The sequence below is a fragment of the Haemophilus sp. SZY H35 genome (assembly GCF_018829705.1).
GTDB lineage: Bacteria > Pseudomonadota > Gammaproteobacteria > Enterobacterales > Pasteurellaceae > Haemophilus > Haemophilus haemolyticus_K.
Genome location: NZ_JAHKJZ010000001.1, coordinates 661,632 through 676,137, shown reverse-complemented (window position 1 = coordinate 676,137; position 14,506 = coordinate 661,632). Strand labels below are relative to the sequence as shown.

Below are 14,506 nucleotides of genomic sequence, written 5' to 3'. Positions count from 1 at the left end.
CAGTGGATTCTATGAATAAAAATCAAAATGAACAATCATCTCAAGATGAATTAGATTTAGGTCTTAATCAAGTTGAACCAATTACACCAAAGAAAGTGGTGCAACCTAGTGAGTCAATTTTTGATAAAGCAAAGGGTTTATTTGCGAAAAAAGATCATGTAGAAACAAATTTTCATGAGCGTAAAGAGCCCACTTTTGGGCATACTCCTGCTCAAGAAAGCGCGCCTTTTATTTCTAGCGAAACATTGAGAACAGAACAAGAGCCAGTTATTCAGACTGTATCTGCAGAAGAGACAATATCTGCTGTTGAAGAAGAAATTAAGACTGAAACGATTGCCACAGAAACTGTTGAGCAAGCAGAAAAACGTACTTTAGGCCAACCGGAAAAATGGAAAGTGTTGCAAGTATTACCAGCAAAACATCGCCGTTTATTTATGGCTATTTTGGCGTTGGTCATTTTATTAATTATTTTCTTTGCATTAAAACCAAGTTCTGACACCGTTGAGTCTTTCACTCAATCTAACAGCAATGAAATCCCAGTGCAGTTCCAATCTTTAGATCAAAATCAACCAGTTGAAACCACGATTTTAGATAATCCTCCTGCACAAAATCAGATGGCAGCAGAGCAAGCTAACCAACCTGAAAATGCGCCAAAAGCAGATGAATCAGCTAATAGTTTGACCGCTCAAAATCAACCTGCAGAAAACATGGCTACGCCACAAAACATGGCTGCGCCACAAAATATGGCTCAAGCTCCAGTTCAAACCTCAAATACAATGGATTCAGCTTCAGCTAAACCTATGCAAGCAGCTCAACCTGAGCAATCACAAACTCAAGCTCAACAAACTCAAGTGGAACAGCCAAAAGCACCAACTGTTGTAGCGCCAGTTCAACCGGTGAAAAAAGTAGTAGAACAACAAGTTGCACATAAAGATACCGCGAAAAAAGAAGTGAAAGTTGCGGAAAAAGCACATGTACCAGCAAAAGCAACTGAACAAACCGTCGCTAAAACAGCTGGAAAAGCACCAATTGTTGAGGCAAAACCGGTTCAAGTTAAAAAAGAAGCTAAAGTTCAAATTGTTGATGCAAAACCTGCAACGAAAGCAGCTGCACCAACTGTATCGGCGAAAACATTAACTGTGCCTAAAGGCGTTTCTCTTATGCAAGTATTCCGTGATAATCAACTTAATATTTCGGATGTTAATGCAATGAGTAAAGCAGCGGGTGCGGGCAATGTTTTAAGTAGCTTTAAACCGGGTGATAAAGTTGCGGTATCCGTAAACAGTCAAGGGCGAGTAAATGAAATGCGTTTATCTAACGGTGCGCGATTTGTTCGTCAGTCTGATGGTTCTTATGAATATAAAAAATAATTTTTAGGGCGAGCAATCGCCCATTTTTCTTTTTTAAGTAGGATGTTATGTTTAAAAAAACGTTTCTAATTTTAACCGCACTTTGCTTGGTCGGTTGTGCTCAAAGTGATTTACCAAAGAAGCCAGAGCCGCAAAAGATGCAGGTGGAAAAAGTAGATAAAGCTTTGCAAAAAGGTGAGGCGAAAGTTTATTTGTGTAAAGATGACAAGCAAATTCGTGTTGTTCATTCCACTCAAAAAAAACGTAAAAAATTATTGCATCACATTACGGTGACGTTCAATTCTATGTCAGAAAAATTGACATTAATGATTTCTGAGCGCGGTAAGAATTACGGCAATATTCGTTGGACGTGGCAAGAGCGCGAGGATTTTAGTGTGCTAAAAACTAATTTAGGTGAAGTTTTAGCGGAACAATGTGTATTACAACCCGTAGAGCGTTTATCCGGTAATTAATTGTGCAAACCGAACTCCAACGTGGCTTTATTCTTCATCGTCGCCCTTATAGTGAAACGAGTCTTTTAGTCGATTTGTTTACTGAAGAAAGTGGTCGCCTAACCGTGATCGCCAAGGGTGCACGAGCAAAGCGTTCATCTTGGAAGTCGGTCTTGCAACCTTTCACACCTTTATTGTTGCGTTGGTCGGGAAAAAGCTCATTGAAAACCCTCACTAAAGCTGAACCTGCCGCAATTACACTGCCTTTACAACAAACCGCACTTTATAGCGGTTTTTATGTGAATGAGTTATTGACTCGTGTCATTGAGCCTGAAACGCCGAATCCTTCGCTATTTCAACATTATTTAAAATGCTTAACGGGCTTGGCAACTGAAACCAACGTTGAACCAACGTTGCGTCTTTTTGAATTTCAACTTTTACAAATTCTCGGTTACGGCGTGGATTTTCTGCATTGTGCAGGCTCTGGCGAGCCTGTGGATTGCACAATGACATATCGTTATCGTGAGGAAAAAGGTTTTATTGCTTCCTTAGTGAAAGATAATCTCACCTTTTATGGCAGAGATTTGTTAGCCTTTGAAGCCCTAGATTTTTCCGATGAGGCGGTTCGTCAAGCGGCAAAACGTTTTACTCGTATTGCACTGAAACCTTATCTTGGCGATAAACCGTTAAAAAGCCGGGAATTATTCACTCAAAATATTTTACTTTTAAAATAATGGTTCTTCTTTATACCCCAAAGCAAAAAACAAACAATGTTCAAACCATTACGGCTGATATTCTTGATTTAGATTATCAAGGTTTAGGCGTCGCGAAAATTAATGGTAAAACTTGGTTTATTGAAAATGCGCTTCCGCACGAAAAAGTGGAATGTCGTATTCTGGAGGATAAACTCCAATATGGGCATGCTACGGCAAAAAAATGGCGAGTAAAAAGTTCTGAACGTTTAGAACCTAAATGTGCTCATTTTATGCGTTGTGGTGGTTGCCAAGGGCAACATATTCCTATTGAAATGCAGAGAAAAGCGAAAGAATCCGCATTGTTTAAACGATTAAGTAAATTACAGTCAGAGCCGATTTCATTTCAACCTATGATTTGTGGCGATGCTTGGGCGTATCGTCGTCGTGTGCGTTTGAGTTTATGGTTTAATCCAAGCACAAAACAAATTGAGATGGGCTTTCGTCAGAAAAATACCAACGATTTAATTACTGTTCAATCTTGCGAAGTGGCAGAATCTGCAATTAATTATTTACTGCCTAAATTAACCGCACTTTTAGAAAAATTTTCAGCACCGAAACAGCTTGGGCATATTGAACTTGTGGTGGCCGATAATGGTGTCGCAATGTTGTTACGTTACACCAAAAAACTTTCGGAAATTGACCGCACTTTATTGCTCAAATTTACTGAACAAGAAAAGCTAATGCTGTTTTTACAAAGCGATGAAGGCATTGAACAAAGCTATGGCGATGCACCTTATTATCAATTTTCTGATGGCATAAAATTACATTTTGATATTCGTGATTTTATCCAAGTAAATCGTGCATTAAATGAACGTATGGTCAATACAGCCTTGGATTGGCTTGAATTGAACCAACAAGATTGTGTGTTAGATTTATTTTGCGGCATGGGAAATTTTACGCTTCCTCTCGCCAAACGCGTGAAAAGTGCGGTAGGAATTGAAGGCGTTTTTGAAATGGTACAAAAAGCGGAGCAAAATGCTGCAAGAAACCAAATCAAGAATATTGAATTTTTCCAAGCCGATCTTGACCAATCTTTTATTGAACAACCTTGGGCACGTCAGTCGTTCAATAAAATTTTGCTTGATCCTCCACGTAGTGGCGCAGCTTTCGCGTTAAATGCTTTGTGCGAGTTGAAAGCAGAGAAAATTTTATATGTGTCTTGTAATCCCGCAACATTAGTGCGTGATGCGGAAATTTTACGTGATTTTGGCTACAAGATTGAAAAAAGTGCGGTGATAGATATGTTCCCTCATACGGGGCATTTGGAATCGATAACGTTATTCACTACAAAATAACTCGGTTATTCGGTACAATATCCACCCAAAATAAAAGCGACAGGAAGTTGCTTGCTCTTCATCAACAAGGGGGTGTTATGGTTGCTGTTCGTGGTTCTCATTTGTTAAATCCGCAGGATTTTGTGATTGAACAATGGTGCGCTGGCTTAAAACTGGCAGAACAAACAGAAAAAAGTTTGATCGATGCGTGGTATTACGCACGTGACTTAATGAGCACCCATCCCGATGAAATGAAGAATGCTACCTTGATGCTCCAGTCTGGTGTGGAAATGGTAGAAATTTTGCACGAACTTAATATGGATGCGGAAACATTGCTTACTGCAATGTTGTTTCCTGTGGTTGCAAATAAATTAACCGATTGGGAAAGCCTAAAAGAAAAGTTTGGTGCGAAAATCACTAAATTACTTAAAGGTGTGTTGGAGATGGATAACATCCGTCAACTTAATGCTAGTCACTCAGCTAATGCCTTACAAGTAGATAATGTTCGCCGTATGTTGTTGGCGATGGTGGACGATTTCCGCTGTGTAATCATTAAACTTGCCGAACGTATTACTTTCTTGCGTGATGCAGAGCATCGTTGCGCAGAGGAAGACAAAGTCCTTGCTGCCAAAGAATGTTCTAATATTTATGCCCCTCTTGCCAATCGTCTTGGGATAGGTCAGTTGAAATGGGAGTTAGAAGATTACTGCTTCCGTTATCTCCATCCTGAACAATATCGCGCTATTGCTAAATTATTGCAGGAACGTCGTCTTGATCGTGAACATTACATTGCTGATTTCGTCAGTGAGTTGAGCGGTTATTTACGCGAAAATATCGAGCAAGTAGAAGTCTATGGTCGTCCGAAACATATTTATAGCATTTGGCGCAAAATGCAGAAAAAGCATCTTGAGTTTAGCGGTTTATATGATGTAAGAGCGGTCAGAATTATCGTGCAAAAATTGCAAGATTGTTACACCGCACTTGGGATTGTGCATACTCAATTTAAACACTTACCCAAAGAATTTGATGATTATGTCGCGAACCCGAAACCAAACGGTTATCAATCCATTCATACTGTTGTTTTAGGTAAAGGCGGCAAGCCAATTGAAGTGCAAATTCGAACCCAACAAATGCATGATGATGCAGAGTTAGGTGTGGCGGCTCACTGGAAATATAAAGAAGGCAATACAGGCAGTATGTCTGCCTATGAAGAAAAAATTGCATGGTTGCGTAAATTATTAGCTTGGCAAGATGATATTACGGATTCTGGCGAAGTGATGGCAGAGTTGCGTAGCCAAGTATTTGACGATCGCGTCTATGTGTTTACGCCAAAAGGTGAAGTGGTGGATTTGCCAACTGGATCTACACCGTTAGATTTTGCTTATGCCATTCATAGTGAAATTGGTCATCGTTGCATCGGAGCAAAAGTAGCAGGACGTATTGTGCCATTTACTTATCAGCTACAAATGGGTGATCAAATTGATATTATTACCCAGAAAAATCCGAATCCAAGCCGTGACTGGCTAAACCCCAATTTAGGATTTACTCACACCGCAAAATCTCGAGCCAAAATTCAAGCGTGGTTTAAAAAACAAGATCGCGATAAAAATATTCCAGCGGGTAAAGAATTACTCGATAATGAACTCGTGCGTTTAAATTTAAGTATAAAGCAAGTGGAACCTTATGCGTTACCACGCTATAACTTGAAAAATTTGGACGATCTTTATGCCGGCATTGGCAGTGGTGATATTCGTTTAAATAACTTAATCAATTTCTTGCAAAGTAAATTGATTAAAGTGACCGCTGAAGAAGCTGATCAAGAAATTTTACGTCATGTCGCTAACAAAAGTGCGGTGAATTCTCAGCAGAAATCTGAGAAAAACAATGGTTATGTGATTGTGGAAGGTGTGGGCAATCTTATGCATCATATTGCACGTTGCTGCCAACCTATTCCTGGCGATGCGATTGTTGGTTATATCACTATGGGGCGTGGTATTTCTATTCACCGAGCAGATTGTGAACAGTTCTTAGATTTGCAAGCGGCTCACCCAGAACGAGTAGTAGAATCTATTTGGGGTGAAAATTACGCAAGTGGGTTCCATATTAATATCCGTATTGTGGCAGGCGATCGCAATGGCTTATTACGTGATATTACGACCGTTCTAGCAAATGAAAAAATTAGTGTATTAGGGGTGTCAAGCCGTGCTGATACAAAAAAACAACTTGCAACTATTGATATGGAAATTGAACTCCATAATGTTGAAAGTTTGAGTAAAATATTGGCTCGATTAGCAAAATTAGATGATGTTATCGAAGCGAAACGTTTATAAAAATAGGAAAATTTATGTATAAAACGACGGGGCTAGCCCATTTAATCAATTCCACTAAATATTCATTACAAGGCTTAAAAAGTGCGTTTAAAAATGAAACGGCTTTTCGCCACGAATGTTTTTTAGCCTGCATTTTAATTCCTCTTGCTTTCTTTTTAGGCGAAACAAAAATTGAAATTATCTTGATGCTCTCTTCTGTTTTGCTTGTGATGGCGTTGGAACTTTTAAACAGTTCGGTGGAGGCTGTTGTCGATCGCATTGGTACAGAACGCCACGAGCTTTCAGGGCGTGCGAAAGATCAAGGTTCTGCATCGGTATTTATTGCTCTTTGTATTGTTGCTGTTGTTTGGGGGGGAATCCTATTTTTCTAATATACGGAATATTTTTTAAGGTACAGTATATTTTGGGGAGGGCTTATGGAAACATAAGCCGTTTTTAATTATTCATTTTACTTTTGGGTATAATTTCTTGAGCCAAAAATAGCGGTACCAATTCTTACCATTGTTGAGCCACGTTTAATTGCGCTCGGCATATCATCGGTCATTCCCATAGAAAGGGTATCAATTTGTTGATTGGGTAAGGCCTGTTTTAGTTGTTCAAATAGATCGGACATTTTTCTGAACACGGCTTCTTGTTCAGCGATTTTATCAGTTGGCGCGGGTATAGCCATTAAGCCACGTAAGCGTAAGTGCAGTAAATTTTCGATGTGTTTTGCCAGTGTTAGCATTTCTTCTGGTTGAATACCAGATTTACTTTCTTCATCGCTGATATTAACCTGAATTAAGACATTCAACGGTGCCTTATTCGTCGGTCGTTGTTCATTTAAACGATCTGCAATTTTTGCTCTATCAAGTGTTTGCATCCAATCAAAATGTTCTGCAACGAGACGTGTTTTATTCGATTGTAATGGACCGATAAAATGCCATTCAAGGTTAATACCTTGAGATTCAAAATATTGGATCTTTTCTACACCTTCTTGCACATAATTTTCCCCAAAAGCCGTTTGTCCAGCTTGATAAGCCGAAATAATGGCGGAAATAGGTTTGGTCTTAGATACGGCAAGTAATTTAACAGTATTTTGATCGCGTCTTGCTTCTTCGCAAGCTGTTTTAATTTTTTGATGAATTAGGTTGAGATTATGCTGGATATCCATAGGTTCTCCTTTATAAAAGTGCGGTTAGTTTACACGAAATTTATTTACTGAGAAAATTTCTGAAAAATTTGTTACTTTCTGTTTGACAAGCTCGGGAAATTTCGGTATTTCTTTACGTATTCATTTTTCAAGATAAAACACAATGAAAAATAACCGCACTTTATCCGTAATCATTAGCACGATTACCACTATTATGATGACCATTACTATGATTAATGGCGCGGGTTAGTGCACCAAAAAACAGGATACAGAAAACCCGCGATTCAACTGAATAGCGGGTTTTTTTATAAATTCAAAAACACAATATCTCTAGGAGAACCAATCATGCGCGTACTTAAATTTGGCGGCACTTCGCTTGCAAATCCGGAACGTTTTTCCCAAGCAGCGAAATTGATCGAGCAAGCTCATTTAGAAGAGCAGGCTGCAGGTGTTTTATCAGCACCAGCCAAAATAACTAATCATCTCGTCGCCCTTTCTGAAAAAGCTGCATTAAATCAACCAACCGATACGCATTTCAACGAAGCAATCGAAATTTTCTATAACATCATCAATGGCTTACATGCCGAAAATAATCAATTCGACTTAAATGGCACCAAAGCGCTTATTGATGCTGAATTTGCTCAAATTAAAGGATTATTAGAAGAAATTCGTCAGGCAGGAAAAGTAGAAGATGCAGTTAAAGCGACGATTGATTGCCGTGGTGAAAAACTTTCTATCGCAATGATGAAAGCTTGGTTTGAAGCGCGTGGCTATAGCGTACATATTGTGGATCCTGTCAAACAATTATTAGCAAAAGGCGGTTATCTTGAGTCTTCTGTTGAAATTGAAGAATCCACAAAACGTGTTGATGCAGCAAGTATCGCAAAAGATAAAGTAGTGCTTATGGCAGGCTTTACTGCGGGTAATGAAAAAGGTGAGTTAGTGCTGCTCGGTCGTAATGGGTCAGACTATTCTGCAGCCTGTTTAGCCGCTTGTTTAGGCGCAAGCGTATGCGAAATTTGGACCGATGTGGATGGCGTTTATACTTGTGATCCGCGTTTAGTGCCAGATGCACGTTTATTACCAACTCTTTCTTATCGTGAAGCGATGGAGCTTTCTTATTTCGGTGCGAAAGTGATTCATCCTCGTACGATTGGCCCATTGTTGCCACAAAATATTCCTTGTGTCATTAAAAATACAGGAAATCCTTCTGCGCCAGGTTCTATTATTGATGGCAATGTGAAATCAGAAGGTTTACAAGTCAAAGGTATCACTAACTTAGATAACTTGGCGATGTTTAATGTATCAGGCCCTGGTATGCAAGGCATGGTAGGAATGGCATCTCGCGTATTTTCAGCTATGTCAGGAGCAGGCATTTCAGTCATTTTAATTACTCAGTCTTCGTCTGAATATAGTATTAGTTTCTGTGTGCCTGTGAAATCTGCAGAAGTAGCGAAAACTGTACTAGAAACTGAGTTTGCTAATGAATTAAACGAACATCAATTAGAACCAATTGAAGTGATTAAAGATTTATCCATTATTTCTGTAGTAGGCGATGGAATGAAACAAGCGAAGGGTATTGCTGCTCGTTTCTTCTCTGCGTTAGCACAGGCAAATATTAGCATTGTGGCGATTGCACAAGGTTCTAGTGAACGTTCAATTTCTTCGGTTGTGCCGCAAAATAAAGCGATTGAAGCGGTGAAAGCTACCCATCAGGCGCTTTTCAATAATAAAAAAGTCGTGGATATGTTTTTAGTGGGCGTTGGTGGAGTAGGCGGAGAATTAATTGAGCAGGTAAAGCGCCAAAAGGAGTATCTAGCAAAGAAGAATGTTGAAATTCGAGTTTGCGCTATTGCGAATTCCAACCGCATGTTGCTCGATGAAAATGGATTATGTTTAGACGATTGGAAAAACGATTTAGAAAATGCGACTCAGCCATCAGATTTTGATGTATTGCTTTCTTTCATAAAATTACATCATGTGGTGAATCCAGTATTTGTCGATTGTACCTCAGCCGAATCTGTAGCAGGGCTTTATGCTCGTGCGTTAAAAGAAGGTTTCCATGTGGTTACGCCAAATAAAAAAGCGAATACACGAGAATTAGCTTATTACAATGAGTTACGTCAAAATGCTCAAGCAAGCCAACATAAATTTTTGTATGAAACCAATGTGGGCGCAGGTTTGCCAGTTATTGAAAATCTTCAAAACTTACTTGCTGCGGGCGATGAGCTTGAATATTTTGAAGGTATTTTATCTGGCTCCCTTTCCTTTATTTTTGGTAAATTGGAAGAAGGACTTTCTCTTTCAGAAGTCACCGCACTTGCCCGAGAAAAAGGGTTTACTGAGCCTGATCCTCGTGATGACCTTTCGGGACAAGATGTAGCGCGCAAATTATTAATTCTTGCTCGTGAAGCTGGAATTGAGCTTGAACTTTCAGATGTTGAAGTTGAAGGCGTATTGCCGAAAGGCTTCTCTGAAGGAAAATCTGCAGATGAATTTATGGCAATATTGCCACAGCTTGATGAAGAGTTTAAAACTCGTGTTTCTACCGCTAAAGCTGAAGGAAAAGTATTGCGTTATGTTGGAAAAATTTGCGAAGGTAAATGTAAAGTATCTATTGTTGCAGTTGATCAGAATAACCCTCTTTATAAAGTGAAAGATGGTGAAAATGCTTTGGCATTTTATACTCGTTATTACCAACCTATCCCACTTTTATTACGTGGTTATGGCGCAGGCAATGCAGTTACTGCGGCAGGTATCTTTGCAGATATTTTAAGAACATTACAACATTAATAAGGATTCCCAATGTTAAGAATTTACGCCCCTGCATCTAGCGCGAATATTAGCGTAGGTTTTGATACTTTAGGTGCCGCGATCTCTCCTATTGATGGTTCATTGTTAGGTGATGTGGTTCAAATAGAATCTATATCAAGTGGTTTTGAGTTAGAAAGTGCGGGCTATTTTGTTCGTAAATTACCGAAAGAACCACAAAAAAATATTGTTTACCAAGCTTATGTGCTATTTAGCGAGCAATTAAAATTACGCGGAGGAAATGTTAAACCTTTACGTTTAACGTTAGAAAAAAATATGCCTATAGGCTCTGGTTTAGGCTCTAGTGCTTGTTCTATTGTTGCTGCATTAGTGGCATTAAATCAGTTTCATGATGGCCCTTTTTCGAAAATGGAGTTGCTTGAAATGATGGGAGAATTGGAAGGCCGTATTTCTGGTTCAATCCATTATGATAATGTTGCACCTTGCTATCTTGGCGGTGTGCAATTTATGGTGCAATCGCTCGGCAATATTTGTCAAAAATTGCCATTTTTTGATAATTGGTATTGGGTGTTAGCATATCCGGGAATTGAAGTTTCTACTGCTGAAGCTCGAGCAATTTTACCGAAAAGCTATACTCGACAAGACGTGATTGCCCATGGTCGTCATTTAGGTGGCTTTGTGCATGCTTGCCATACCCATCAGGAAAACCTTGCGGCGATTATGATGAAAGATGTCATTGCCGAGCCTTATCGTGAATCTCTGCTACCTAATTTTGCTGAAGTAAAACAAGCTACACGCGATTTAGGTGCACTTGCCACAGGTATTTCAGGCTCAGGCCCAACAATTTTCTCTATTGCCCCAGATTTACAAACTGCAATTAAACTTTCAACTTATTTAGAGAATCATTATTTACAAAATAATGAAGGTTTTGTGCATGTATGTAAGGTTGATAACGAAGGCGCAAGAGAAATTAAATAAGCATAATTTAAATAGATAAAATTAAATTAAAAACGGATTAAATATGAATTTATACAATATCAAACATCCCGAAGAACAAGTCACTTTTTCTCAGGCTGTTCGTCAAGGACTTGGTCGGGATCAAGGTTTATTCTTTCCTGAAGTTATTCCTCAACTTAATAACATTGATGAATTACTTGAATTGCCTCTTGTGGAGCGTAGCCAAAAAATTCTAGGTGCATTAATTGGTGAAGAATTACCGAAAGCAACGTTAGATAAGATGGTAAAAAATGCATTCACTTTCACCGCACCGTTAGAAAAAGTGGAAGATAATATTTATGCACTTGAATTATTTCATGGGCCTACATTAGCATTTAAAGACTTTGGTGGCCGTTTTATGGCTCAGGCACTTGCAGCAGTTCGTGGTGATGGAAAAATCACCATTCTAACGGCTACGTCTGGCGATACCGGAGCCGCTGTAGCACATGCATTTTATGGATTAGAAAATATTAATGTAGTTATCCTTTATCCAAAAGGCAAAATCAGCCCATTACAAGAAAAGCTATTCTGTACTTTAGGTGGGAATATTCGTACTGTTGCGATTAACGGTGATTTTGATGCGTGTCAGGCTTTGGTTAAGCAAGCCTTTGATGATGGTGAATTGCGCCAAGCTATCGGACTTAACTCTGCAAATTCTATTAATATCAGCCGCTTATTAGCTCAAGTTTGTTACTACTTTGAGGCTGTAGCACAGTTGCCAAAAGAAAAACGTGATAATGTTGTGGTTTCTGTGCCAAGTGGTAATTTTGGTAACTTAACTGCAGGATTAATTGCAAAAACATTAGGCTTGCCAATAAAACGCTTTGTTGCCTCAACAAACGCAAATGATACAGTGCCACGTTATTTGAAATCGGGAAATTGGGATCCTAAAACGACAGTTGCAACCCTTTCTAATGCAATGGATGTAAGTCGCCCAAATAATTGGCCGAGAGTGGAAGAATTGTTTAAACGAAATGGCTGGAATCTAAGTGATTTAGGTTCCGGAATGCTAAGTGATAGTGAAACAGAAGATACCTTAAAAGCGATGCAGGCAAAAGGTTATTTATGTGAACCGCACGGTGCGATAGCTTACCAAGTGTTGAAAGATCAACTTAAAGCAGGTGAAACAGGAATCTTTCTGTGTACAGCGCATCCTGCGAAATTTAAAGAATCCGTAGAACGTATTCTTGGTATTCAGCTTTCATTACCTGAAGCACTGGATAAACATAATCAGTTACCATTGCTTTCTGATGAAATGGATAATGATTTTGCACAACTACGGGCTTACTTATTGAAGTAATAAAGTGCGGTAAATTTTAATTGAGATGTTAAAGATAGCGCTTGATATTTAAGCGCTATTTTATTTTTGAAAAATAGGGGAAGTATAATGATAGTGGGGCCTTATATTAATGCGGCAGCAATTATTACTGGCACATTAATCGGTGCAATGATTGGTGGAAAATTACCAGAACGATTACGAGTTAATTTAACATTAATTTTTGGTTTGTGTTCAATGTGTATGGGAATAGTAATGCTTTCTAAAGTAGAAAGTATGCCAGCAATGGTTTTATCTATACTGATTGGAACAATTATTGGTGAAATCATCTTGCTTGAAAATGGTATTAATAAATTGGCTAGCTATGCTAAAAGTCTAGTAGAACGGGTATTTCCTTCAGCCCCTAAAGGGATTAGTCATGATGAATTTTTAGGAAAATTTGTGGCTCTTGTGATTCTTGCTTCTTTTAGTGGAACTGGAATCTTTGGTGCAATGAATGAAGGCATGACAGGGGACCCAAGCATCTTAATCGTAAAATCTTTCTTGGACTTTTTCACTGCAATGATTTTTGCAACAACATTAGGTTATGCGGTGACAACAACTTTTATCCCACAAACCTTATTACAATCTATTTTGGCATATTCAGCAGTATTTATTATCCCTTTTGTCACACCTGAAATGCGTGCTGATTTTGGCGCTGTAGGTGGAGTGTTGATGATTGCTACAGGTTTTCGAATTTGCAATATTCAAATGTTCCACGTAGCAAATATGCTACCGGCACTTTTTTTAGCAATGCCGATTTCTTATCTTTGGCAAAGTTTCTTTTAATAGAGAAGAAAAATAGCTATAAATTTATTTATAGCTATTTTTTATTTCTATTTTTTATTTCTATTTTTTATTTCTATTTTTTAGTTGATTTTATTTCAGATATTTCTCTACCATAATTTACACAAATAATTTGTGCAGCATTATAAAGTGTAGTATCAGGCATTAGGCGTAAAGTATGTTTTTTTTGCTTTTTAGGGGCTGCACGTACGCCTTCGCCCCAAAATTCATCGTAGAAGTCAGTACGGACTTGGGTTAAGTGATAGTTTTGGCAATTTAATATTTTATATTGTCGAACAGAACGGGCATAACGTTTAGTTTCTGGATAAACAAATAAACCTTTATCTAAGTTAATCACTGCATCAAAATGGACAATTTGAGGTTCTTCATTATCAACCCAAATTGAACTAGTATCGATATAGTAATTTATATCTTTCACTAGACGAATATAGCCATTTCTAATTTCTATTGGTGTTGCGAGTTTTACATCTTGTTGTATTGGATTTTGTTTAGGATGAATAGAACAAGCGCTAAGTAACCCAAATGATAATATTAAAATCAGTTTTTTCATTATTTACTCCTTATGTTAGCTGACATTCATTCTAAAATTTTACAGTGTGCCCATAAGCTTCTAGGATTGTTTTAATATGCTCTAATGATTCTTTGGTTGGCGGTAATACATCTTCAAGCTCATAATCTAACCCAAGGGTTTTCCATTTATGCGCACCTAATCGATGGTAAGGAAGAAGTTCAACTTTTTCAATATTGGTCATACCTTCAATAAATTGACCTAATAAATGCACGTCGTGATCGCTATCAGTATAACCAGGAACAACAACATAACGAATCCATGTACGTTGATGACGTTTTTGCAAATATTTTGCAAATTCAAGGGTACGTTTATTTGGTACTCCAATAAGATTTTGATGAACTTGATCATTAAGCTCTTTTAAATCGAGTAAAACAAGATCCGTTACATCTAATAATTCATCAATAATATGATCATAATGACGTACAAAACCATTTGTATCTAAGCAAGTATTAATCCCTTCCGCTTTACAAGCCCGGAACCAATCACGCACAAACTCTGCTTGTAGCACAGCCTCACCGCCAGATGCCGTAACACCACCGCCAGTAGCATTCATAAAATGGCGATAAGTCACAACTTCTTTCATTAAATCTTCGACACTGATTTCTTTACCACCTTCAAGATCCCAAGTATCACGATTGTGGCAATATTTACAGCGCATCAAGCAGCCTTGCATAAATAAAATAAAACGAATACCTGGCCCATCTACAGTGCCACAAGATTCAAAAGAGTGAATTCTTCCTAAAACAGACATGA

At 38.3% G+C, this 14,506-nt stretch carries 13 protein-coding genes and 1 other annotated feature; of the genes, 10 read left to right on the top strand and 3 right to left on the bottom strand.

Features of this window, described 5'->3' with window-relative positions:
- The first annotated feature begins 2 nt into the window (after positions 1–2).
- The 6 genes from oapA (at position 3) to KP710_RS03060 (ending at position 6,531) form a co-directional block, all read left to right on the top strand.
- Positions 3–1,370 (top strand): opacity-associated protein OapA, encoded by a 1,368-nt coding sequence (gene oapA, locus KP710_RS03085; protein ID WP_048954211.1) that lies wholly within the window; start codon positions 3–5, stop codon positions 1,368–1,370.
- A 47-nt stretch (positions 1,371–1,417) separates the two neighbouring features.
- On the top strand, positions 1,418–1,822 hold the full coding sequence (locus KP710_RS03080) for an Opacity-associated protein OapB (RefSeq protein ID WP_111407143.1): 405 nt from the start codon (positions 1,418–1,420) through the stop codon (positions 1,820–1,822).
- 2 nt (positions 1,823–1,824) lie between these two features.
- Positions 1,825–2,535, top strand: a complete 711-nt coding sequence (recO, locus tag KP710_RS03075; protein ID WP_048954209.1) for a DNA repair protein RecO — start codon at positions 1,825–1,827, stop codon at positions 2,533–2,535.
- Complete coding sequence (gene rlmD, locus KP710_RS03070; protein WP_111407144.1) at positions 2,535–3,851, top strand: 23S rRNA (uracil(1939)-C(5))-methyltransferase RlmD; 1,317 nt, start codon at positions 2,535–2,537, stop codon at positions 3,849–3,851. Before recO ends, rlmD begins: the two co-directional genes overlap by 1 nt.
- Before the next feature lie 77 nt (positions 3,852–3,928).
- Complete coding sequence (relA, locus tag KP710_RS03065) at positions 3,929–6,160, top strand: GTP diphosphokinase (RefSeq protein WP_111407145.1); 2,232 nt, start codon at positions 3,929–3,931, stop codon at positions 6,158–6,160.
- A gap of 14 nt (positions 6,161–6,174) precedes the next feature.
- The gene (locus KP710_RS03060) at positions 6,175–6,531 is read left to right on the top strand and encodes a diacylglycerol kinase (protein ID WP_048954206.1); all 357 of its coding nucleotides are present in this window, start codon (positions 6,175–6,177) and stop codon (positions 6,529–6,531) included.
- 77 nt (positions 6,532–6,608) lie between these two features.
- On the opposite strand, the gene KP710_RS03055 is transcribed toward KP710_RS03060, so the two are convergent.
- Positions 6,609–7,313: a YggS family pyridoxal phosphate-dependent enzyme gene (locus KP710_RS03055; protein WP_048954205.1), complete on the bottom strand. Its 705-nt coding sequence runs from the start codon at positions 7,311–7,313 to the stop codon at positions 6,609–6,611.
- 170 nt (positions 7,314–7,483) lie between these two features.
- Positions 7,484–7,602: a sequence feature (Thr leader region), on the top strand.
- Between the two features lie 35 nt (positions 7,603–7,637).
- Between KP710_RS03055 and thrA the strand changes: the two genes are divergently transcribed.
- From thrA to KP710_RS03035, 4 genes are all read left to right on the top strand, one after another.
- Positions 7,638–10,085, top strand: a complete 2,448-nt coding sequence (gene thrA, locus KP710_RS03050; RefSeq protein ID WP_048954204.1) for a bifunctional aspartate kinase/homoserine dehydrogenase I — start codon at positions 7,638–7,640, stop codon at positions 10,083–10,085.
- A 12-nt stretch (positions 10,086–10,097) separates the two neighbouring features.
- Entirely contained in the window at positions 10,098–11,042 is a 945-nt protein-coding gene (gene thrB, locus KP710_RS03045) for a homoserine kinase (protein ID WP_048954203.1), read from the top strand.
- 43 nt (positions 11,043–11,085) lie between these two features.
- Entirely contained in the window at positions 11,086–12,360 is a 1,275-nt protein-coding gene (thrC, locus tag KP710_RS03040) for a threonine synthase (protein ID WP_215770912.1), read from the top strand.
- Positions 12,361–12,447: 87 nt separating this feature from the next.
- Entirely contained in the window at positions 12,448–13,164 is a 717-nt protein-coding gene (locus KP710_RS03035; RefSeq protein WP_048954201.1) for a DUF554 domain-containing protein, read from the top strand.
- A 73-nt stretch (positions 13,165–13,237) separates the two neighbouring features.
- On the opposite strand, the gene KP710_RS03030 is transcribed toward KP710_RS03035, so the two are convergent.
- Positions 13,238–13,732, bottom strand: coding sequence for a surface-adhesin E family protein (locus tag KP710_RS03030; RefSeq protein WP_048954200.1), 495 nt, complete (start codon positions 13,730–13,732; stop codon positions 13,238–13,240).
- A 31-nt stretch (positions 13,733–13,763) separates the two neighbouring features.
- Entirely contained in the window at positions 13,764–14,504 is a 741-nt protein-coding gene (pflA, locus tag KP710_RS03025) for a pyruvate formate lyase 1-activating protein (protein ID WP_048954199.1), read from the bottom strand.
- Positions 14,505–14,506 lie beyond the last annotated feature (2 nt).

Excerpts from the sequence above, each read along its gene's own strand:
- KP710_RS03055 (WP_048954205.1), bottom strand. The coding sequence starts at position 7,313 with ATGGATATCCAGCATAATCTCAACCTAATTCATCAAAAAATTAAAACA.
- relA (WP_111407145.1), top strand. The coding sequence starts at position 3,929 with ATGGTTGCTGTTCGTGGTTCTCATTTGTTAAATCCGCAGGATTTTGTG.
- thrB (WP_048954203.1), top strand. The coding sequence starts at position 10,098 with ATGTTAAGAATTTACGCCCCTGCATCTAGCGCGAATATTAGCGTAGGT.
- KP710_RS03060 (WP_048954206.1), top strand. The coding sequence starts at position 6,175 with ATGTATAAAACGACGGGGCTAGCCCATTTAATCAATTCCACTAAATAT.
- thrA (WP_048954204.1), top strand. The coding sequence starts at position 7,638 with ATGCGCGTACTTAAATTTGGCGGCACTTCGCTTGCAAATCCGGAACGT.
- rlmD (WP_111407144.1), top strand. The coding sequence starts at position 2,535 with ATGGTTCTTCTTTATACCCCAAAGCAAAAAACAAACAATGTTCAAACC.
- KP710_RS03035 (WP_048954201.1), top strand. The coding sequence starts at position 12,448 with ATGATAGTGGGGCCTTATATTAATGCGGCAGCAATTATTACTGGCACA.
- thrC (WP_215770912.1), top strand. The coding sequence starts at position 11,086 with ATGAATTTATACAATATCAAACATCCCGAAGAACAAGTCACTTTTTCT.
- KP710_RS03080 (WP_111407143.1), top strand. The coding sequence starts at position 1,418 with ATGTTTAAAAAAACGTTTCTAATTTTAACCGCACTTTGCTTGGTCGGT.
- pflA (WP_048954199.1), bottom strand. The coding sequence starts at position 14,504 with ATGTCTGTTTTAGGAAGAATTCACTCTTTTGAATCTTGTGGCACTGTA.
- KP710_RS03030 (WP_048954200.1), bottom strand. The coding sequence starts at position 13,732 with ATGAAAAAACTGATTTTAATATTATCATTTGGGTTACTTAGCGCTTGT.